This window comes from Salmonella sp. FC25216 (assembly GCF_057751355.1).
On the sequence record NZ_JBDGON010000006.1, the window covers coordinates 179,239 to 199,011 of the forward strand.

General features: G+C 52.7%; 18 protein-coding genes, 6 tRNA genes and 1 other RNA gene. 10 read left to right on the plus strand and 15 right to left on the minus strand.

Features of this window, described 5'->3' with window-relative positions; translation table 11 throughout:
- Positions 1–74: 74 nt before the first annotated feature.
- Complete coding sequence (locus tag AC3G3F_RS13880; RefSeq protein WP_023248135.1) at positions 75–791, minus strand: type 1 glutamine amidotransferase; 717 nt, start codon at positions 789–791, stop codon at positions 75–77.
- A gap of 14 nt (positions 792–805) precedes the next feature.
- Positions 806–2,098 carry a MocR-like B6 salvage transcription factor PtsJ gene (ptsJ, locus tag AC3G3F_RS13885; protein WP_023248134.1) on the minus strand — a complete coding sequence of 431 codons (1,293 nt, stop codon included), beginning with the start codon at positions 2,096–2,098 and terminating at the stop codon, positions 806–808.
- Between the two features lie 82 nt (positions 2,099–2,180).
- On the opposite strand from ptsJ, the gene pdxK reads away from it, so the two are divergent.
- Both pdxK and AC3G3F_RS13895 read left to right on the plus strand, forming a co-directional pair.
- Positions 2,181–3,047, plus strand: a complete 867-nt coding sequence (pdxK, locus tag AC3G3F_RS13890; RefSeq protein ID WP_063390675.1) for a pyridoxine/pyridoxal/pyridoxamine kinase — start codon at positions 2,181–2,183, stop codon at positions 3,045–3,047.
- Entirely contained in the window at positions 3,044–3,283 is a 240-nt protein-coding gene (locus tag AC3G3F_RS13895) for a hypothetical protein (protein WP_000844545.1), read from the plus strand. Before pdxK ends, AC3G3F_RS13895 begins: the two co-directional genes overlap by 4 nt.
- A 95-nt stretch (positions 3,284–3,378) precedes the next feature.
- Here the strand turns inward: AC3G3F_RS13895 and crr are convergent, their stop codons facing one another.
- The 5 genes from crr to cysZ form a co-directional block, all read right to left on the minus strand.
- On the minus strand, positions 3,379–3,888 hold the full coding sequence (gene crr / locus AC3G3F_RS13900) for a PTS glucose transporter subunit IIA (protein ID WP_000522253.1): 510 nt from the start codon (positions 3,886–3,888) through the stop codon (positions 3,379–3,381).
- A gap of 40 nt (positions 3,889–3,928) precedes the next feature.
- Positions 3,929–5,656, minus strand: coding sequence for a phosphoenolpyruvate-protein phosphotransferase PtsI (ptsI, locus tag AC3G3F_RS13905; protein WP_000623118.1), 1,728 nt, complete (start codon positions 5,654–5,656; stop codon positions 3,929–3,931).
- 47 nt (positions 5,657–5,703) lie between these two features.
- On the minus strand, positions 5,704–5,961 hold the full coding sequence (gene ptsH / locus AC3G3F_RS13910; protein WP_023248132.1) for a phosphocarrier protein Hpr: 258 nt from the start codon (positions 5,959–5,961) through the stop codon (positions 5,704–5,706).
- A 383-nt stretch (positions 5,962–6,344) separates the two neighbouring features.
- A complete protein-coding gene (gene cysK, locus AC3G3F_RS13915; RefSeq protein WP_000036903.1) occupies positions 6,345–7,316 on the minus strand; it encodes a cysteine synthase A in 972 nt (323 codons plus the stop codon).
- A gap of 163 nt (positions 7,317–7,479) precedes the next feature.
- Positions 7,480–8,241, minus strand: a complete 762-nt coding sequence (gene cysZ, locus AC3G3F_RS13920; protein WP_000255009.1) for a sulfate transporter CysZ — start codon at positions 8,239–8,241, stop codon at positions 7,480–7,482.
- 229 nt (positions 8,242–8,470) lie between these two features.
- Here cysZ and zipA point away from each other — a divergent pair, with 229 nt between their 5' ends.
- The 3 genes from zipA (at position 8,471) to AC3G3F_RS13935 (ending at position 11,752) form a co-directional block, all read left to right on the plus strand.
- Positions 8,471–9,445 (plus strand): cell division protein ZipA, encoded by a 975-nt coding sequence (gene zipA / locus AC3G3F_RS13925; protein ID WP_023248130.1) that lies wholly within the window; start codon positions 8,471–8,473, stop codon positions 9,443–9,445.
- A gap of 71 nt (positions 9,446–9,516) precedes the next feature.
- Positions 9,517–11,532: an NAD-dependent DNA ligase LigA gene (gene ligA, locus AC3G3F_RS13930; protein WP_053507801.1), complete on the plus strand. Its 2,016-nt coding sequence runs from the start codon at positions 9,517–9,519 to the stop codon at positions 11,530–11,532.
- Position 11,533: 1 nt separating this feature from the next.
- On the plus strand, positions 11,534–11,752 hold the full coding sequence (locus tag AC3G3F_RS13935; protein WP_063390672.1) for a DUF3820 family protein: 219 nt from the start codon (positions 11,534–11,536) through the stop codon (positions 11,750–11,752).
- Here AC3G3F_RS13935 and AC3G3F_RS13940 read toward each other — a convergent pair.
- Entirely contained in the window at positions 11,749–12,747 is a 999-nt protein-coding gene (locus AC3G3F_RS13940) for a bile acid:sodium symporter family protein (protein WP_023248128.1), read from the minus strand. The two genes, AC3G3F_RS13935 and AC3G3F_RS13940, sit on opposite strands and share 4 nt — an antisense overlap.
- Before the next feature lie 89 nt (positions 12,748–12,836).
- Here AC3G3F_RS13940 and AC3G3F_RS13945 point away from each other — a divergent pair, with 89 nt between their 5' ends.
- Positions 12,837–13,763 (plus strand): LysR substrate-binding domain-containing protein, encoded by a 927-nt coding sequence (locus AC3G3F_RS13945; RefSeq protein WP_488395184.1) that lies wholly within the window; start codon positions 12,837–12,839, stop codon positions 13,761–13,763.
- Positions 13,764–13,920: 157 nt separating this feature from the next.
- On the opposite strand, the gene AC3G3F_RS13950 is transcribed toward AC3G3F_RS13945, so the two are convergent.
- The 5 genes from AC3G3F_RS13950 to AC3G3F_RS13970 all read right to left on the minus strand — a co-directional run bounded on the left by AC3G3F_RS13950 (position 13,921) and on the right by AC3G3F_RS13970 (position 14,469).
- A non-coding RNA gene (locus AC3G3F_RS13950) (RtT sRNA) lies at positions 13,921–14,046 on the minus strand.
- A gap of 29 nt (positions 14,047–14,075) precedes the next feature.
- Positions 14,076–14,151: transfer RNA gene (locus AC3G3F_RS13955), tRNA-Lys, on the minus strand.
- A gap of 4 nt (positions 14,152–14,155) precedes the next feature.
- Positions 14,156–14,231: transfer RNA gene (locus tag AC3G3F_RS13960), tRNA-Val, on the minus strand.
- A 41-nt stretch (positions 14,232–14,272) separates the two neighbouring features.
- Positions 14,273–14,348, minus strand: a tRNA-Val gene (locus AC3G3F_RS13965).
- Between the two features lie 45 nt (positions 14,349–14,393).
- Positions 14,394–14,469: transfer RNA gene (locus AC3G3F_RS13970), tRNA-Val, on the minus strand.
- Between the two features lie 258 nt (positions 14,470–14,727).
- On the opposite strand from AC3G3F_RS13970, the gene gltX reads away from it, so the two are divergent.
- Positions 14,728–16,143, plus strand: coding sequence for a glutamate--tRNA ligase (gene gltX, locus AC3G3F_RS13975; protein ID WP_053507798.1), 1,416 nt, complete (start codon positions 14,728–14,730; stop codon positions 16,141–16,143).
- 53 nt (positions 16,144–16,196) lie between these two features.
- Here gltX and AC3G3F_RS13980 read toward each other — a convergent pair whose 3' ends face one another.
- The gene (locus AC3G3F_RS13980; protein ID WP_053507797.1) at positions 16,197–16,589 is read right to left on the minus strand and encodes a MerR family transcriptional regulator; all 393 of its coding nucleotides are present in this window, start codon (positions 16,587–16,589) and stop codon (positions 16,197–16,199) included.
- 1 nt (position 16,590) lies between these two features.
- Positions 16,591–16,953, minus strand: a complete 363-nt coding sequence (locus AC3G3F_RS13985; RefSeq protein ID WP_023183053.1) for a MerR family transcriptional regulator — start codon at positions 16,951–16,953, stop codon at positions 16,591–16,593.
- Between the two features lie 221 nt (positions 16,954–17,174).
- Here AC3G3F_RS13985 and AC3G3F_RS13990 point away from each other — a divergent pair.
- The 3 genes from AC3G3F_RS13990 to AC3G3F_RS14000 all read left to right on the plus strand — a co-directional run bounded on the left by AC3G3F_RS13990 (position 17,175) and on the right by AC3G3F_RS14000 (position 19,748).
- Positions 17,175–17,250 (plus strand) — tRNA-Ala (locus AC3G3F_RS13990).
- Between the two features lie 42 nt (positions 17,251–17,292).
- Positions 17,293–17,368, plus strand: a tRNA-Ala gene (locus tag AC3G3F_RS13995).
- Between the two features lie 190 nt (positions 17,369–17,558).
- Positions 17,559–19,748, plus strand: coding sequence for an EAL domain-containing protein (locus AC3G3F_RS14000; protein ID WP_488395230.1), 2,190 nt, complete (start codon positions 17,559–17,561; stop codon positions 19,746–19,748).
- Positions 19,749–19,773 lie beyond the last annotated feature (25 nt).

Consider the following 19,773-nt stretch of genomic DNA (forward strand, 5'->3'; position numbering starts at 1 on the left):
GCATAGCGCCATCAGGCAAATTACGGCACGATCGCCGGATGACGACGCAAAGCGTCTTATCCGGCCTACGATGTTTAATCGTTACGTTTTTCCACCAGCTTATCAAGGAATAGCCACAGTTTTTCATGCATCCGCTGGTAATCCCATGCGCGCATCTCGGCGACTGAGCGGATAAAACGCTTCCCTTGCGCGTCGGCCAGCTCCTGCTGCGAATGTTGGATTAATTCTTCAACCGCCTCGACGGTAAATTCCATATGACACTGGAAGCCATAGACAAAATTGCCATACTGCACTATCTGACGTGGACAGCCTTCGCTTTCCGCCAGCACAATCGCCTGATCGGTGAGTCCCGGCATATCGTTGTGCCAGTGGCCGACGGTTAACGGAGAGCCAAAATGGGCGATAAGCGGATGCCGCAGACCGGCTTCAGTGAGCGTAATAGGGTAGTGACCAATCTCTTTTTCCGGGCTTTGACACACAGCGGCGCCCAGCGCCTCGCCAATGAGCTGCGAACCAAGACAGATGCCGATAACTATTCGCCGGGCCGTAATCGCCTGATTAATTAAGTGCTGCTCGGCGCAAGAGTCAAAGTACGGGCACGCTTCGCGGGTGGTGCGCGGCGACTGCGGACCGCCAAATACAACGAGCATATCGAACTCATCGGCATTGCGCGGTAGCGCTTCTCCGGCATAGACGCGCGACCATGAAATGGCATAACTGCGATCTTCAGCCCATTTCAAATAAGCGCCAGCGGATTCAAACGACTCATGGACAACAAAATGAACTCGCACGTTATTTTCTCCTGTTAGCGATTTAGCGCCTGATGGATATCAGCCGCCAGCGTGTTGATCTCGCTGTCATTTAATGTTGACAACGTGATACGTAGACCGTGAGATGGCGCGCTTACGCCAAAGGCTTCTCCCTCACGTACCAGCCAGCCGGATTTTGCCAGCGTAAACGCGGTGGCCTGGCTATGGGTTTCCAGCGGGAGCCAGGTATTCAGGCCGTCACCGGGAGAAATGGCGATGCGATGCTGCTGTAGGGCGCGGGCCAGTTTTTGTTGCCGGTCGGCGTAAAACAGCCGCGTTTGCGCCAGCTTGTGCTGATACTCAGGGTCGGTCAGGCAGGCGCAGACCAGATCCTGTAACAGATGGCTGACCCACTGGCTACCGGCATTTAGCCGCAGCCGAAGTTTTGCCGAGGTCGCGCTGTCGCTGGCGACAATAGCGAGACGTAAATCGGGGCCGAGGGTTTTGGAAACGGAGCGTATCACCGCCCAGTGTTGCGTTGTCTGCGCAATAACCGGCTGCCAGGGTGACGAAGAAAGAAGAGCGAAGTGATCGTCGATAATGACCAGTACCTGAGGGTAACGTGCCAGCATATTTTGCAGCGCGGCGGCGCGGCGAGCGCTCAGGCTACAGCCAGTAGGGTTGTGCGCACGCGGCGTTAAGATCACCGCCCGCGCGCCCTGGTTTAGCGCTTGCTCCAGCTTTTCAGGCTGCATTCCTTCGCTATCCACGCTGACCGGACTGGCGCTAAAACCGGCATAGCGCAGCATATTGATACTGCTTAAAAAACAGGGATCTTCCACCGCGACGCTGTCGCCCGGTAACAGATGCGCGCTAAGCAGCCTTTCGATAGCGTCGATAGCTCCGCTGGTGATATCAATTTCGCCTGCGACGGGTGTGGCATCCCGTAGCCAGCGCACCGCCCAGGCATGCAGTTCAGGCGAAACGGGCGCATCGCCGTAGAGATGCGGCGTGCGGTTGAGGCGGGCAAAATAACGGCTGAGGTCGGGCAGACGCTGCGGATCAGGATTGCCGCCGGAAAGGTCGTGCAGAGGTGTATGCGGATCGCCGCCTTCCAGCGCTACCGGAGACGGACTGCCTTTAATCACCGTTCCATTGCGGCCTAAACTTTGCGCCAGTCCCGCCGTTATCAGCCTTTTATACGCTGCTGCGACGGTATTGCGGTTCACCTTTAATGCGCTTGCCAGCTCCCGTACCGGCGGGAGCGAGTCCTCCGCCCGTAACGTGCCAGCGGAAATGTGCTGACGAATACTGTTAAAAATTTCGCTGGCGGTTTTTCCGTCGATCATTATTGACCTATGACAAAATGAATTTTAGCATATGACGATAATAATGAGGCGATAGTCTGCTGTCCAGCGAGAGGAAAATTTTATGGGGCAAGAGAGTGATATCCAGTCAGTACTCTTCGACGACAACCATCGGGCGTTACAGACCGACATTGTCGCCGTTCAGTCACAGGTCGTGTACGGCAGCGTCGGCAACAGTATTGCCGTACCGGCGATAAAAGCGCAGGGTTTACAGGTGACGGCGGTCCCGACGGTGCTGTTCAGCAATACGCCGCACTATAAAACGTTTTATGGCGGCATTATTCCCGCCGAGTGGTTTGCAGGCTACCTTACGGCGTTGAATGAGCGTGATGCGTTACGCGAATTAAAAGCGATTACCACCGGTTACATGGGCAGCGCAGACCAAATTGTATTGCTTTCGAAGTGGCTAATGGCGATTCGGGCTTCGCATCCGGAGGTCTGTATTCTTGTCGATCCGGTCATTGGCGATACCGACAGTGGAATGTATGTGCAGGCGGAAATTCCGCAGGCCTATCGCACGCATTTACTGCCGCAGGCGCAGGGGCTAACGCCGAACGTATTTGAGCTGGAGATGCTGAGCGGTAAACCGTGCCGCACGCTGGAAGAGGCGGTGGCGGCGGCGCAATCGCTGCTTTCCGATACGCTGAAATGGGTGGTTATCACCAGCGCGCCGGGCGAATCTCTGGAGACCATAACGGTTGCCGTTGTTACCGCGCAGGTCGTGGAGGTCTTTGCCCATCCGCGGGTGGCGACGGAGTTAAAAGGGACGGGAGATCTCTTCTGCGCCGAGCTGGTTAGCGGTATTGTGCAGGGAAAAAAACTGACGACCGCGGCAAAAGATGCAGCGCAGCGCGTGCTGGAGGTGATGACCTGGACACAGCAGTGTGGCTGTGATGAGTTAATTCTGCCGCCGGCAGGGGAGGCGCGATGAAGAGTTATCGGCTGGTGGTTCGCCAGCAGGGACGTATCGTGGGGCATTTTGAAACGAGCGGGCTGGACGCGCTGGAAGATATCTGTGTGGCGCGAGCGATGTTTAGTATGGCTGGCGGGTATCAGTGCGAACTACTGGTATCCGACTCAGAGCGGCGGATGTTGGAGAGCGGGCCGGAGGGGATGAAAATCCTGATGCGCGAGAAATGTTACCGACCGGTGACCTCGGCGCTGTGATGCCAGATGACAACGTAAACGCCTGTATCCTGACCTACACTGTATGCAGACAAAAAAATGGCGCCCAAAGGCGCCATTCTTCACTGCGGTAAGAATTACTTCTTAATGCGGATAACCGGAGTTTCACCCACGGTCACGCTACCGGACAGTTTGATCAGTTCTTTGATTTCATCCATGTTGGAGATAACAACCGGAGTCAGGGTAGACTTGGCTTTTTCTTCCAGCAACGGCAGATCGAACTCAATGACCGGATCGCCAACTTTCACGCGCTGACCTTCTTCAGCAATACGCTTGAAGCCTTCGCCTTTCAGCTCAACGGTGTCGATACCGAAGTGAACGAACAGCTCAATGCCGCTATCGGATTCGATAGAGAACGCATGGTTGGTTTCAAAGATTTTGCCGATGGTACCGTCAACAGGGGCGACCATTTTGTTACCAGTTGGTTTGATAGCGATGCCATCACCAACGATTTTTTCAGCAAAAACTACATCCGGCACGTCTTCGATGTTGACGATCTCGCCAGAGAGCGGGGCAACAATCTCAATAGTTCCGGTGTCTTTCTTATCATCAGAAACCAGAGATTTTAGTTTATCGAACAAACCCATGATCTTCTCCTAAGCAGTAAATTGGGCCGCATCTCGTGGATTAGCAGATTGTTTTTTCTTCAATGAACTTGTTAACCAGCGTCATTAACTCGTCCGTTGTCGGTTGAGCAAGAGCCTGCTCTGCTAACACCTTCGCATCTTCGAAGTTCGTGTTACGGATAATCTTCTTAATGCGCGGGATAGAAATGGCGCTCATAGAGAATTCGTCCAGACCCATCCCCAGCAACAGAAGTGTAGCACGTTCATCGCCTGCAAGCTCACCACACATGCCAGTCCATTTACCTTCTGCATGAGAAGCATCAATAACTTGCTTGATCAAGTTCAGTACGGACGGTGACATTGGCTGGTAAAGGTGTGAAATCATATCATTACCACGGTCAACTGCCAGGGTGTACTGTGTTAAATCATTGGTGCCGATACTAAAGAAATCAACTTCTTTGGCTAAATGACGTGCAATTGTCGCCGCAGCCGGTGTTTCCACCATCACGCCAATCTCAATGCTTTCGTCAAATGCTTTACCTTCGTCACGCAGTTCCTGTTTGTAGATTTCAATCTCTTTGCGCAGCGCGCGAACTTCTTCAACTGAGATGATCATCGGGAACATAATGCGCAATTTACCGAAAGCGGAAGCGCGCAGAATCGCACGAACCTGGTCACGCAGGATCTCTTTGCGATCCATGGCGATACGCACGGCGCGCCAGCCCAGGAATGGGTTTTCTTCTTTCGGGAAGTTCATGTACGGCAGCTCTTTGTCGCCGCCAATGTCCATGGTACGGACGATAACCGCCTGCGAGCCGCACGCTTCAGCGACCGCTTTATATGCGGCAAACTGCTCTTCTTCCGTCGGCAGCGCGTCGCGATCCATGAACAGGAATTCAGTACGATACAGACCAACGCCTTCCGCGCCGTTACGCTCAGCGCCTTCAACGTCACGAACGGTACCGATGTTGGCGCAAACTTCAACCTGATGTCCATCCAGCGTGATTGCCGGCAGATCTTTCAGTTTTGCGAGTTCCGCTTTCTCGGTCGCAACCTGCTCCTGAACGGCGCGCAGTTGCTCAATAACATCGTTGGTCGGGTTGACGTAAACCTGGTTGTTTACGGCATCCAGAATCAGATAGTCGCCGTTTTTCACCTGAGAGGTGACGCTACCGGTACCTACGATCGCCGGCAGTTCCAGAGAACGTGCCATGATGGAGGTATGAGACGTGCGTCCGCCCGCATCGGTGATGAAACCCAGCACTTTCTGCAGGTTCAACTGCGCGGTTTCTGACGGCGTAAGATCGGCGGCTACCAGGATAACTTCTTCCTGAATTGCGCTCAGATCGATAATGGCCAGACCCAGGATGTTGCGCAGCAGGCGCTTACCGATATCACGTACGTCAGCCGCACGCTCTTTCAGGTATTCGTCATCCAGTTCTTCCAGGGCAGTGGCCTGACCTTCGATAACTTCATGTGCGGCTGCGTCAGCCGTCATGTGCTTATCTTTAATCAGGGCTATGATTTCCTGCTCCAGCTCCTCATCTTCGAGCAGCATAATATGCCCTTCAAAGATGGCTTCTTTTTCTTCACCGAACGTTTCACCAGCTTTTGTCTTGATCGCTTCCAGTTGCGCAGATGCCTTGGCACGACCGCTCAGAAAACGTTCAACTTCCTGATCAACCTTGTCGGCAGAAATTTTTTTCCGGTCAATGACGATTTCGTCTTCTTTCAGCAGCAGTGCTTTGCCGAAAGCGATACCCGGGGATGCTAAAATGCCTGAAATCATAACCCTACCTTACTTGTGACTGATTTTTAAAAGAACCCGGAAAAAACTTACTCGAGTTCCGCCATCAGTTTGACCAGATGTTCAACCGCTTTCTGCTCATCTTCACCTTCTGCGGAGATGGTGACGATGGTGCCTTGAGTCAGGCCCAGAGTCTGCAGTTTAAACAGGCTTTTCGCGCTGGCGCTTTTGCCGTTGGAAGTCACAGTAATCTCAGAAGTAAAGCCTTTTGCTTCTTTAACAAACTGAGCAGCAGGGCGGGTGTGCAGACCGTTCGGAGCGGTAATGGTAACTTCTTGCTGGAACATTGTATTTCCCCAACTTATAGGTTTAGTGTTGTGGAACTAAAGTCTAGCCTGGCGGCTCAACTTTAGCCTGTATTGTTAGCGCTGGCGTAAACGGGACGCGACACAAAAGGTGTTCTACGCAATCCGTTGCTGGCAACTTATGGCCGCTGACGTTTCGCTCGTCATTAAACATTATGCCGCGAAAGGAAGATTTGAACCAAATCATAAAATCGATTCAGCTAACGCTTTTCCTGTAACGATTAATTTCGCGCATCAAAATAATTAGTCTGGTTAAATACCAGTTCCGGCAGGGTGAATCAATGCCAGGTGAGGTGAAAGTTTGAAGCAGGCCACAAAAAAGCACCCAAAAAGGTGCTTTTTTACGCGTTTTTAACATGCTGGCATCACTGTTGCAGTTCTTTCTCAGTAAAGAGATCGGCGAACAACGCGGTGCTCAGATAACGCTCACCTGATGAGGGTAGGATAACCACAATATTCTTATTGGTAAAGCTTTCATCTTCCTGTAGCTTAAGCGCTGCAGCGACCGCTGCGCCGGAAGAAATTCCCGCCAGAATACCTTCCTCTTCCATCAGACGGCGCGCGGTAGAAATGGCGTCTTCATTGGTGATGCCAACCACTTTATCAATCAGCTTCAGATCCAGGTTGCCTGGGATGAAGCCTGCGCCGATGCCCTGAATTTTATGCGGGCCCGGTTTGATCTCTTCACCAGCCAGCGCCTGGGCGATAACCGGGGAGTCAGTGGGCTCTACCGCGACGGTGATAAGATCGGTTTTACCCTTCGTCCCTTTGATATAACGCGTGACGCCGGTCAACGTACCGCCAGTACCGACGCCGGAGATAAACACATCCACCTGACCATCGGTGTCTTCCCAGATTTCCGGGCCGGTGGTTTTTTCATGGATTTCCGGGTTGGCAGGGTTGCTGAACTGTTGAAGCAGGAGATATTTTTGCGGATCGCTGGCGACAATCTCTTCAGCTTTCTGAATAGCGCCTTTCATCCCTTTCGCTCCTTCGGTCAGCACCAGATTCGCGCCTAATGCTTTGAGTAGCTTGCGGCGTTCGATGCTCATGGTCTCCGGCATGGTCAGGGTGAGTTTGTAACCGCGTGCGGCGGCGACATACGCCAGCGCAATACCGGTATTGCCGCTGGTAGGCTCCACCAGTTCCACGCCAGGTTTCAGCACGCCGCGCTTTTCGGCATCCCAAATCATATTGGCGCCGATACGGCACTTGACGCTAAAGCTCGGGTTGCGTGACTCCACCTTCGCCAGAATGCGTCCGTTACCGATACGGTTCAGTCGAACCAGCGGCGTATGACCGATAGTCAGCGAGTTATCTTCATAAATCTTACTCATGGCCTGTCCTTAACTGTATGAAATTGGGATACCTTCCCAGCATACCTTCCAGCCAGATATGGGGAAGTAAGGATTTCGCATATCTATATGCTGATGGGAAATAATGGTTATCAGTATGGAATAAGAGACAGCATAAGCCATCCCTTATTTATACATTTTTACTTTATTTCCATAACGCGTGCTTAGCACGCCAGCAATCTACCCACATTGCCGTTGCGCCACAGACGGCGACAGGCATAATGAAAAGGTTAAGCACCGGAATCATCGTAAAAAGGCTGGTGAGCGCGCCAAATTGCATGTTCGCGACTTTCTGCGTGCGCAACGCGGCGCGCATCGTTTTAAACGGCACTTTGTGGTTATCAAACGGGTAGTCGCAATACTGAATCGCCAGCATCCAGGCGCTGAACAAAAACCACAGCACCGGCGCGATGGTTTGGCCAATGCCAGGAATAAAATAGAGAACCAGCAGTACAATAGCGCGCGGCAGATACCACGCCAGCTTTTGCCATTCGCGTTTCATAATGCGCGGTACATCTTTCATGATGCCGAGTACGCCGGTATCTGGCGGCGTGGCGCCGGTTAACCGCGCCTCAAGCTGTTCGGCTAAAAGACCGTTAAACGGCGCGGCGATCCAGTTGGCGAGGGTAGAGAAAAAATAGCCAAAGACCAGCAGAACAGAGATAACCGCAATCGGCCACAGCAGATAGCTCAGCCATTGCAGCCAGTCCGGTACATGACTCATCAACGAAGGTATCCAGGCGTCAAGCTGCGTAAACAGCCACCAAAATGCGCCGCCCATCAGCACAATGTTGACCAGCAAAGGTAAAATAACAAAGCGGCGGATTCCCGGTAGGGTAACTAATTTCCATCCTTGCGAGAAATAATAGACGCCGCTACGTGGTACGGTTGTGGATGATGAAACCATATTCAGGACATACTCCTTTTCTTAAAGCCCTGGGTAAACGTGGATATCTTACCCGGTTATCAGACGGTGGATAGTTCGGAAATGTTCGAAAAAACAGCAAAAAACACATTTTCCTTCATCTTTATGCTGCGAAAGCCAACAGTACACTTGCACTTGACGTAATCGGCAAATACTCTTAGTGAGTAAATGTTTGCCGTGGTGGCAAGGTGTTAGAACAACAGAGAATATAATGATGCAGGATTTGCGTCTGATATTAATCATTGTTGGCGCGATCGCCATAATCGCTTTACTGGTACATGGTTTCTGGACCAGCCGTAAAGAACGATCTTCTATGTTCCGCGATCGTCCACTAAAACGCATGAAATCAAAACGCGACGACGACTCGTATGACGACGATGTCGAAGAAGACGAAGGCGTGGGTGAAGTTCGTGTTCACCGCGTGAATCATGCCCCCGGCCAGCCGCAGGAGCATGATGCCCCTCGCCAGTCGCCGCAACACCAGTACCAGCCGCCTTATGCGTCTGCGCAACCGCGTCCAGCGGCACCACCGCAGCCGCAAGCGCCGATGCAACCGCCGGTTCAGCAACCGCCCCAACCTGTGCCGCAGCCTCAGCAGGCTCAGCCATCTGCGCCGCCGGTACAGCCGTCGCAACAGCAGCCTGCACCGCCGTCGCAAGCGCCGCAGCCTGTTGCGCAGCCCGCACCGCAAACCTTCCAGCCTGCGGAACCTGTGGTTGAGGCGGAACCGGTGGTGGAAGAAGCGCCGGTTGTGGAAAAACCGCAGCGTAAAGAGGCGGTTATCATTATGAACGTCGCGGCCCATCATGGCAGCGAGCTTAATGGTGAAGTGTTACTGAACAGTATTCAGCAGTCAGGCTTTAAATTTGGCGATATGAATATTTTCCATCGTCATTTGAGCCCGGATGGCAGCGGCCCGGCCTTGTTCAGTCTCGCCAATATGGTCAATCCGGGAACGTTCGATCCTGAAATGACGGACTTCACTACGCCTGGCGTCACTATCTTTATGCAGGTGCCGTCTTATGGCGATGCGCTGCAGAACTTTAAGCTGATGCTGCAATCCGCGCAGCATATCGCTGATGAGGTCGGCGGCGTCGTGCTGGATGACCAGCGTCGGATGATGACGCCGCAAAAACTGCGCGAATATCAGGACCGCATCCGCGAGGTGATGGACGCTAACGCCTGAGGTTAACGCAGGTGTGACATTTTTAACGTAACCCCCGCCTGTCGGGGGTTTTTTATCATTGATGGTGTGATATGGAACCAATCGAACAACAACTGACAGAACTGCGAACCACGCTTCGCCATCATGAATATCTGTATCATGTGATGGATGCGCCGGAGATTCCTGACGCCGAATATGACCGCCTGATGCGGGAATTGCGGAAACTGGAGGCGCAACGCCCGGATCTCATCACGCCGGATTCGCCCACGCAGCGCGTTGGCGCGGCGCCGCTGACGGCATTTAACCAGATTCGCCATGAAGTGCCGATGCTGTCGCTCGATAACGTATTTGATGAAGAAAGCTTCCTGGCGTTTAACAAGCGGGTGCAGGATCGTCTAAAAAGCACGGAAAATGTCACCTGGTGCTGCGAGCTAAAGCTGGATGGTTTGGCGGTCAGCATTCTGTATGAAAACGGCGTGCTGGTAAGCGCCGCGACGCGTGGCGACGGCACCACCGGTGAAGATATCACTTCTAACGTGCGCACGATTCGCGCCATTCCGTTAAAGCTGCACGGCGATAACATTCCGGCGCGTCTTGAAGTTCGCGGAGAGGTATTTTTACCGCAGGCCGGGTTTGAAAAGATCAATGAAGAAGCGCGCCGCACTGGCGGCAAAGTGTTTGCTAACCCGCGTAACGCGGCGGCAGGCTCGTTGCGTCAGCTCGATCCGCGTATTACGGCGAAGCGACCGCTAACATTCTTCTGCTACGGCGTCGGTATTCTGGAAGGTGGTGAGTTGCCGGATACGCATCTGGGACGTTTGCTGCAATTTAAAGCATGGGGGCTACCGGTCAGCGATCGCGTGACGCTGTGCGATTCTCCCCAGGCGGTACTGGATTTTTATCACAACGTCGAAGAAGATCGTCCCACGCTCGGTTTTGATATCGACGGCGTGGTGATTAAGGTCAACTCGCTGGTTTTGCAGGAACAGCTAGGCTTTGTGGCTCGCGCGCCGCGCTGGGCGGTGGCGTTTAAATTTCCTGCTCAGGAGCAGATGACTTTTGTGCGCGATGTTGAATTTCAGGTAGGGCGCACCGGGGCAATTACGCCGGTGGCGCGTCTGGAACCGGTTCAGGTGGCTGGTGTACTGGTCAGCAATGCCACGTTGCATAATGCCGATGAAATTGAGCGTCTTGGCTTGCGCATTGGCGATAAGGTGGTTATCCGTCGGGCAGGCGATGTGATCCCTCAGGTGGTAAATGTGGTACTGTCCGAACGCCCTGAAGAGACGTGTCCGATTGTGTTTCCAACGCACTGTCCGGTGTGCGGATCGGACGTAGAGCGAGTCGAAGGCGAAGCCGTTACCCGTTGTACCGGTGGATTGATTTGTGGCGCGCAGCGTAAAGAGTCGCTCAAACATTTTGTGTCGCGCCGGGCGATGGATGTGGACGGGATGGGCGATAAGATCATCGACCAACTGGTGGAAAGAGAGTATGTCCATACGCCAGCGGATCTGTTCCGTCTGACGGCGGGTAAACTGACCGGCCTGGACCGAATGGGACCAAAATCCGCACAAAATGTCGTTAACGCGCTGGAAAAAGCCAAAGCGACGACCTTTGCGCGTTTTCTCTATGCGCTGGGCATTCGTGAAGTCGGTGAAGCGACGGCGGCGGGGCTGGCGGCTTATTTCGGTACGCTGGAGGCACTGCAGGCCGCTTCCACTGACGAGTTGCAAAAAGTGCCTGACGTGGGGATTGTGGTCGCTACGCACGTCTTTAACTTTTTTGCCGAAGAGAGCAATCGTGACGTGATCGGACAGCTACTGGCGGAAGGGGTTCACTGGCCCGCGCCGGTTGTCATTAATGCGCAAGAGATCGACAGCCCGTTTGCCGGTAAAACCGTGGTACTAACCGGTAGCCTGAGCCAGATGTCCCGCGATGACGCTAAAGCGCGTTTAGTGGAGCTGGGCGCGAAAGTGGCAGGCAGCGTATCGAAGAAAACCGATCTGGTGATTGCGGGTGAAGCGGCGGGTTCCAAACTTGCCAAAGCGCAGGAACTGGGCATCAATGTCATTGATGAAGCGGAAATGCTTCGTTTGCTGGGTATCTGATATGGAGAAAGAGCAGTTGATCGCCATCGCTAATACGCTGATGCCGTTCGGCAAATATCAGGGGCGTCGATTGATCGACCTTCCGGAAGAGTATTTGCTGTGGTTTGCCCGTAAAGATCAATTTCCGACGGGTAAGCTGGGGGAGCTGATGCAAATCACGCTGCTGATTAAAACCGAGGGGCTGACGCAACTGGTGCAGCCCCTGAAACGCCCGCTTTAAGCTTTCGCGGCGTGGCTTTCCTGCTGCGCCTGTAACTTCTCGGTCTGGCGTTTGTAGCGCCGCGCCAGCCCTGCGCAGACCATCAGTTGGATCTGGTGGAAGATCATCAGCGGTAATACCATCATACCCAGCACTGACGTCGGAAACAGAATATTGGCCATCGGAATCCCGTTGGCCAGGCTCTTTTTCGAACCGCAGAAGACGATAGTGATTTCGTCGGCTTTGTTGAAGCCGCATTTACGGGCGACAAAGACGTTAATGGCTATGACGATCGCCAGCAGTACGAGGCTAACCACGACGATAAACAGCAGCGATCCCCAGCCGACTTTGTGCCAAATGCCGTTGACCACCGCTTCGCTGAACGCTGAGTAGACCACCAGCAAAATAGAGGTCTGGTCTGTCTTCGCGATCCACTTTTTGTTGCGCGCGACCCAGTTGCCAATCCACGGGCGAGACAGGTGTCCCAGCACGAAAGGCAGTAGCAGTTGCAGCATAATTTTGCCCACCTCTTCCAGACTGCCCTGCGCGCCATGAATATTCATTACCAGACCGACCAGCAGCGGCGACAGGAAAATGCCCAGCAGGCTGGACGCAGACGCTGAGCACACCGCAGCCGCGACGTTACCGCCCGCGAGTGAAGTAAACGCAATCGCAGACTGCACGGTGGCGGGCAAAATACACAGATATAGAAAACCGCTGTAGAGCATAGGGTCGACATTGACAGGCGCCCACCAGGCAAACAGTACGCCGAGGACAGGAAAGAGCACAAAAGTGCTGCACATGACCCACAGATGCAACCGCCAGTGGCTGCCGCCAGCGATGATCGCTTCACGCGAAAGCTTCGCACCATGCATAAAAAACAGCAGAGCGATGGCCGCTGTCGTGATGCCTTCAACGACAGGCACAAAGCCGCCTTCCGCCGGGAAAAAAGAGGCCAGTAGTACCACGGTGATAAGCGTCAGCGTGAAAGGGTCAAGGATACGAAAAAGTTTCATAAAAACTCCTGAAAGTCGGTGCAGCCATTTTGCGTTTTTCGCTTTGAGAAATAAAATTGATTTATTGCATCTATATATGAATTTAGTCGATGAATTATTCACTGCGTCAACTGCGTATTTTTATTACCGTCGCCCAGGCAAAAAGTTTTAGTCGGGCAGGGGATATGATTGGACTAAGCCAGCCTGCAGTCAGTCATAGCGTAAAAGAGCTGGAGCGGCAAATCGGCGCCAGACTGCTGGATCGCACTACGCGTGAGGTGGTGCTGACCGAGGCGGGGCAACAACTGGCGACGCGTCTGGAGCGGGTGCTTGATGAACTGAACAGTATACTGCGCGATGCAGGCAGAGTAGGGACACAATTAACTGGCACCGTGCGCGTTGCTGCCAGCCAGACCATTTCTGCGCATCTTATTCCGCAATGTATTGCCCAAAGTAATTCACTTTATCCCGCTATTGATTTTGTACTGCACGATCGTCCGCAGCAGTGGGTGCTGGAGAGCATTCGTCAGGGGGAAGTGGATTTTGGGATCGTTATCGATCCCGGCGCAGCGGTGGATTTACAGTGTGAAGCTATCTTATCAGAGCCTTTTTTACTGTTGTGTCGCCAGGATCATCCGCTGGCGCATCAGGAATGGGTGAGCTGGCAGGATCTTAAACAGGCGCCGCTGGTCTTACAGGATTATGCTTCCGGTAGCCGACCGCTGATTGATGCGGCGCTTGCCCATTTTGCTATTGAGGCGGATATCGTGCAGGAGATTGGCCATCCCGCCACGCTCTTTCCAATGGTGGAAGCGGGAATCGGCATCAGCGTACTGCCTGCGCTGGCGTTACCGCTCCCGCAGGACAGCCACTTGCTGGTTAAACGGCTGACGCCCGTAGTTGAAAGACAGCTCATGCTGGCGCGGCGAAAAAACCGATCGCTCTCCACGGCGGCGCAGGCATTATGGGATGTAGTACGCACCCAGGCCAGCGAATTAACCGCAGCGAGGGCGAAAGATCCGCTGTATCAGATATAGACGGTAAGCGAGCCGGTAGCGTTGCTGCGGTATTTATGCCGGGTGGCGGCTTCGCCTTACCCGGCCTACATTCGCCGCGTAGGCCCGATAAACGTAACGCCTGGCGCAGGTTATATCGCAGATAGCAAAAAAGCGCCTTTAGGGCGCCTTTTTACATTGGTGGGTCGTGCAGGATGACTCGCTTCGCTCGCCCTTCGGGCCCTCGCCGCAAGCGGCTCCGTTGTCTCACTGCGTTCGACACGAACCTGCCGCAGGTTCGAATCGTTTATATCGCAGATAGCAAAAAAGCGCCTTTAGGGCGCCTTTTTACATTGGTGGGTCGTGCAGGATTCGAACCTGCGACCAATTGATTAAAAGTCAACTGCTCTACCAACTGAGCTAACGACCCGAAGTGGTGGGTGATGACGGGATCGAACCGCCGACCCCCTCCTTGTAAGGGAGGTGCTCTCCCAGCTGAGCTAATCACCCACTTCGGTACTTCACAATAAGAAATTTAGCTGGCGAGAAAGTGGTGGGTGATGACGGGATCGAACCGCCGACCCCCTCCTTGTAAGGGAGGTGCTCTCCCAGCTGAGCTAATCACCCATTTCTCAATTTCTTATCTACACGGCGGAGACTACATAAAGTAGTTGGTGGGTGATGACGGGATCGAACCGCCGACCCCCTCCTTGTAAGGGAGGTGCTCTCCCAGCTGAGCTAATCACCCCCGCTGTGTGGAGTCGCATTATAGGGAGAGTTGAAAATGAGTCAACGCATTTTCTAAAGTTTTTGTTTGTTCGTCGTAAAATTAAACAAAACGATCGTGAATCACCCCACGCTGCATGATTTCTATACGGAAATAGTAAAGCGCAGCGTTCTGACCGGATCAACATTGAGGAATCAAGCCACAGTGATAGAATACAAGGCTATTCATCTTTCCAGGATTTGCCGGTTGTCGGCATCTTTATAAACGTAAGGCCATTTCATGAAAATCAAAACTCGCTTCGCGCCTAGCCCGACAGGTTATCTGCATGTCGGCGGCGCGCGTACTGCTCTTTATTCCTGGCTTTTCGCACGTCACCACGGCGGTGAGTTTGTGCTGCGTATTGAAGACACCGATCTTGAGCGTTCCACGCCGGAAGCCATCGAAGCCATCATGGATGGTATGAACTGGCTGAACCTGGAATGGGACGAAGGCCCGTATTTCCAGACCAAACGTTTTGATCGCTATAACGCGGTTATTGACGAGATGCTGGAGGCGGGAACGGCCTATAAATGCTACTGCTCCAAAGAGCGTCTGGATCAGCTTCGTGAAGATCAGATGGCGAAAGGCGAGAAGCCGCGTTATGACGGGCATTGCCGTCATAGCCACGAGCATCATGCCGACGATGAGCCATGCGTGGTGCGCTTTGCCAACCCGCAGGACGGTTCCGTTATTTTTGATGACCAGATCCGTGGGCCGATCGAATTCAGCAACCAGGAGCTGGACGATTTGATCATTCGCCGTACCGACGGTTCGCCGACCTACAACTTCTGTGTGGTGGTTGACGACTGGGATATGGAAATTACCCATGTGATTCGTGGCGAAGACCATATCAACAATACTCCGCGCCAGATCAACATCCTGAAAGCGTTAAACGCGCCGGTGCCGATGTACGCGCACGTGTCGATGATTAACGGCGACGACGGTAAAAAACTGTCTAAACGTCATGGCGCGGTTAGCGTCATGCAGTATCGCGACGATGGCTACCTGCCGGAGGCGCTACTGAACTACCTGGTGCGTCTGGGCTGGTCCAGCGGCGATCAGGAGATCTTCACCCGTGAAGAGATGATCAAACTGTTCTCCCTGAATGCAGTCAGTAAATCGGCTAGTGCATTCAACACTGATAAACTGCTATGGCTGAACCACCACTACATCAATACGCTGGCGCCGGAATATGTGGCGACGCATTTGCAATGGCATATCGAGCAGGAAAATATCGATACCCGTAACGGCCCGCAGCTTGCTGAATTGGTGAAGTTGTTGGGAGAACGCTGCAAAACTCTGAAAGAAATGGCGCAGAGCTGCCGCTATTTCTATGAAGACTTCAGCGAGTTTGACGCCGATGCGGCGAAAAAACACCTTCGCCCGGTGGCGCGTCAGCCGCTGGAAGTGGTACGCGACAAGCTGTCGGCGATTACGGACTGGTCAGCAGAAAACATCCACCACGCGATTCAGGCCACGGCGGATGAGCTGGAAGTGGGGATGGGTAAAGTGGGGATGCCGCTGCGTGTGGCCGTGACCGGCGCCGGGCAGTCTCCTGCGCTGGATGTTACCGTACACGCGATTGGCAAAACCCGCAGCATTGAGCGTATCAACAAAGCGCTGGGCTTTATCGCCGAGCGTGAAAGCCAGCAGTAACGCGAGCTGAAACGGAATGAACGGCAGGGAAGACGCCTGCCGTTTTTTATTTGTTAGTCCGCCTCATTGATACCTAAACGCGTCAGAAATCCGCGAATACCTTCCCGCGATAAAAACAGCGCCAGTTTTTCCTGTTCCTGAGCAGACATATTTTCAACTGCATCAATAATTTGTCGATAAGCGTGACTGTGCGCCGCGTTCGCATATTCTGCGAAAGCCTCTTCCGCCTGATAAAACGCAGGCAGTTTGCGAAAAGCCGGAATATTGAGAATAAATTCCCGCACGCTGGCATCAATATGGATGAGTCTTGCGCGTCCGCCTTTGACGCCGGGAAATTTTTCGGTTTTCCAGTTTTGTTCTCTGATCCAGCGATTGACGGTTTGTCTGGCCACACCGAGGCATTCAGCCAGCTCTTCAGTGGTCATTTTACTGCGTAATCTTTTCATATTATTTGCTATCGCGTATCCCTAAGCGTTGTAACAAACCGGTAATCCCTTCGCGAACGAGGAGAGAGGTAAACTGTTTCTGCTCGGATGAGGTCATCTCTTTAGCGAGCGTCATGAGCAGCGCTTCAAGCGATGCGTCGCTGGCAGGCGTGAATGTGTCTGCGTGGTGGTCAACCGAACGCTCAGCGCTGCGGATATATTCACGAACCTGTTCGTTTACATGAACCAGACGGGCTTTACCGCCCTGGACGCCGGGTTTGGGCGATGTCGCCCAGCCTTCTTTCCGTACCCATTTATTGATGGTTTGTCGGCTGTAACCGGTGAGATTAGCGAGTTCTTCTGGCGTCATCCGTTCCTTGAACATAACGATTCCCTGAATAGTCGTGGGGTTAATTAGTGGTTCATTTTATAGCACCATTTTAGTCGAAACCGTGACGCGTTTAACTACTGAATGCGAGTTGTGCCGCAATGTCTTTTATTTGAATGCTTTTTCAGCGATTGAATTCGGCAAGTTCATTTTGCCGTTGACACATGCGAAGGGAATTCATATGATGCCGCCCGTCAACTCGACAAGCTTTACGTAGTGGGGCTATAGCTCAGCTGGGAGAGCGCTTGCATGGCATGCAAGAGGTCAGCGGTTCGATCCCGCTTAGCTCCACCAAATTTACTCCCAATAAATTTGGCGTATACGTAAAAGCACTATGGGGCTATAGCTCAGCTGGGAGAGCGCTTGCATGGCATGCAAGAGGTCAGCGGTTCGATCCCGCTTAGCTCCACCAACATTCAAACCCTCGCTGCAAAGCGGGGGTTTTTGTTTTTTGTCACAGAATTTATGGTGCCTGATCTGTTCTTCACGTGCGTTTGTTTGCCACTGCTTTTGCTGTCAATATGAGCTTTTGTTAGATTGCTTCACGATACGAATATACTTATTATTCATGCGCCTTATATAATGATGTGAGCATTAAACCAATGCCGGATAAGTATAATGTACTAAAAAATATAAAAATATTTTTACTGGCTCTCTGCCTGACCGTTCCGGCTATTCTGGTATCCCGTCTCATTTCTCCCCGCGCCATAATTGATTCCAACTATATTTTTCTGGCCTGGCTACCGCTCTGCGTCATGTTTGCCGTTCTGTTCTTATTTGGCCGCCGCGGCGTCGCGCCGATAGTAGGCGGAATGATGTTGACCAATGAATGGAATTTTCATTTACCTCTGCCACAGGCGCTGGTGCTGCTATTTTGCCAAACGTTTCCCGTGTTGCTGTTTTGCGCTATCGTACGCTGGCAGTTGGGCGCACGCTGGCGCTACGGAATACCCAACAAAGGCATCTGGCTACGCGTTTTCTGGTTAGGGCTAATGACGCCGCTCGGCATAAAAATCAGTATGTATCTGGCGGGGCACTACCTGGCTTTCCCGGTGACCATATCTACCTTCTTTGGCATCGGCACCGCTATTTTCTCGATTGTCGATTTATTGAGTCTGATTTCTGCCGCGCTTATTTTTACCCTCTTTTTCTATTATCCGCTGCGGATGATAGTCAGTCCGCACTATATTCGTATTTTCTGGCGGAGGGATGTCGCTCCTTATCTCGCCAAAGAAAAACGCTTGTTTACGCTTCTCTGGTTTGCAACTCTGGCGACGCTATTAGCGGTGCTGTGTACGCCTTTCGAGACAAAGTATATTGCTGGCTATCTGGTGCCAGTCCTGTTCATTGGATTTACCCTCGGCGTGGGGAAAATCAGTTATGCGCTATTGAATTTTAGCTGGGCTATCACTGCGCTATTCCTGCTTAGCTACAACCGCAATTTTCTGCAGGGCGTAGGATCAGAATATTCGCTGGCATTTATTCTTTCGGTTCTCATTTCTTTTAGTATTTGTTTGTTATACATGGCGCGGATTAACCAGCGCAGCGAATGGTTGAATCGACAATGGCACTCGCAGGCATTGACCGATCCGTTGACGCAACTGCCTAACCTGCGCGCGCTGGAGCAGTTTCTTTTACAGGATGCCGGGCAAAGCGTGTGTTATTTACGCATGGAAAACCTGGAATTTCTGAGCCGTCATTACGGTATGCTGATGCGCGTTCATTGCGAACGCGAGGTGTTTCGCGCGTTGCAGCCGCTGCTGCTGGAAAAGGAGAAAATTTTCCATCTGCCGGGCAGTGAGTTATTGCTGGTACTGACGGGACCGGAGACTGAAGCCCGCCTGCAATATATGCTCAATGTGCTTAATAATCGCAAAATTTACTGGAACAATACCGGCCTGGAAATGGAATACGGCGCATCGTGGGGAACATTCGATGGTCGCCAGGAAACCTTACAACCGTTGTTAGGACAGCTAAGCTGGCTGGCGGAGCAATCCTGTTCGCATCGTCGGGTGCTTGCACTGACCCATAGTATTGAAGCCGCTTCCGGTCAGACGACGGAACGGGTGCTGCGGTTGCAGAAAATCCGTCAGGCGCTGGAGCGCGGCGCGCTTGTTTTGTATGCTCAGCCTATCCGCGACGCGCAGGGAAAAGGGTATGACGAGATTCTGACGCGGCTCAGATGCGACGACGGTATCATGATGCCGAATCAGTTTATTCCGCTTATCGCCCAGTTTAACCTGAGCGTGCGGTTTGATATGCAGGTGATGGAAGCGCTTCTGCAATGGCTGTCCACGCATCCGTCGGCGGAGCAGGGAGCGCGTTTCTCAGTTAATCTGATGCCGCTGACGCTGCTGCAAAAAGAGACGGCGCCGCGCATTATTCAGTGCTTTAAACGCTATGGCGTCCCGCCTGCTTCGGTCATCATCGAAATTACTGAAGAACAGGCCTTCTCTCATTCCGAAATCAGTATGCACAATATCAACCAACTGCGTAAGTTTGGCCTAAAAATCGCAATTGATGATTTCGGCACCGGTTATGCAAACTATGAACGGCTAAAACGCCTCAAGGCGGACATCATTAAAATCGACGGTTGTTTCGTAAAAGATATTCTGACGGACTCCCTGGATGCGATGATCGTGAAATCAATTACTGATTTAGCGAAAGCGAAATCGTTGAGCGTCGTGGCTGAGTTTGTTGAAACGCCTGCGCAGCGCGATCTGCTATTGCGGCTTGGTGTACACAGTTTGCAGGGATATCTGATTGGCCGCCCGCGCCCGTTAGGCAAATAAGCGGCATAAAAAAACCGGGGATAGC

Bases quoted from the DNA above. Each gene is read 5' to 3' on its own strand.
- ligA (WP_053507801.1), top strand. From the start codon at position 9,517: ATGGAACCAATCGAACAACAACTGACAGAACTGCGAACCACGCTTCGC.
- ptsI (WP_000623118.1), bottom strand. From the start codon at position 5,656: ATGATTTCAGGCATTTTAGCATCCCCGGGTATCGCTTTCGGCAAAGCA.
- gltX (WP_053507798.1), top strand. From the start codon at position 14,728: ATGAAAATCAAAACTCGCTTCGCGCCTAGCCCGACAGGTTATCTGCAT.
- ptsH (WP_023248132.1), bottom strand. From the start codon at position 5,961: ATGTTCCAGCAAGAAGTTACCATTACCGCTCCGAACGGTCTGCACACC.
- zipA (WP_023248130.1), top strand. From the start codon at position 8,471: ATGATGCAGGATTTGCGTCTGATATTAATCATTGTTGGCGCGATCGCC.
- AC3G3F_RS13945 (WP_488395184.1), top strand. From the start codon at position 12,837: ATGAATTATTCACTGCGTCAACTGCGTATTTTTATTACCGTCGCCCAG.
- AC3G3F_RS13980 (WP_053507797.1), bottom strand. From the start codon at position 16,589: ATGAAAAGATTACGCAGTAAAATGACCACTGAAGAGCTGGCTGAATGC.
- ptsJ (WP_023248134.1), bottom strand. From the start codon at position 2,098: ATGATCGACGGAAAAACCGCCAGCGAAATTTTTAACAGTATTCGTCAG.
- cysK (WP_000036903.1), bottom strand. From the start codon at position 7,316: ATGAGTAAGATTTATGAAGATAACTCGCTGACTATCGGTCATACGCCG.
- pdxK (WP_063390675.1), top strand. From the start codon at position 2,181: ATGGGGCAAGAGAGTGATATCCAGTCAGTACTCTTCGACGACAACCAT.
- AC3G3F_RS14000 (WP_488395230.1), top strand. From the start codon at position 17,559: ATGCCGGATAAGTATAATGTACTAAAAAATATAAAAATATTTTTACTG.
- AC3G3F_RS13895 (WP_000844545.1), top strand. From the start codon at position 3,044: ATGAAGAGTTATCGGCTGGTGGTTCGCCAGCAGGGACGTATCGTGGGG.
- AC3G3F_RS13940 (WP_023248128.1), bottom strand. From the start codon at position 12,747: ATGAAACTTTTTCGTATCCTTGACCCTTTCACGCTGACGCTTATCACC.
- AC3G3F_RS13935 (WP_063390672.1), top strand. From the start codon at position 11,534: ATGGAGAAAGAGCAGTTGATCGCCATCGCTAATACGCTGATGCCGTTC.
- cysZ (WP_000255009.1), bottom strand. From the start codon at position 8,241: ATGGTTTCATCATCCACAACCGTACCACGTAGCGGCGTCTATTATTTC.
- crr (WP_000522253.1), bottom strand. From the start codon at position 3,888: ATGGGTTTGTTCGATAAACTAAAATCTCTGGTTTCTGATGATAAGAAA.
- AC3G3F_RS13985 (WP_023183053.1), bottom strand. From the start codon at position 16,953: ATGTTCAAGGAACGGATGACGCCAGAAGAACTCGCTAATCTCACCGGT.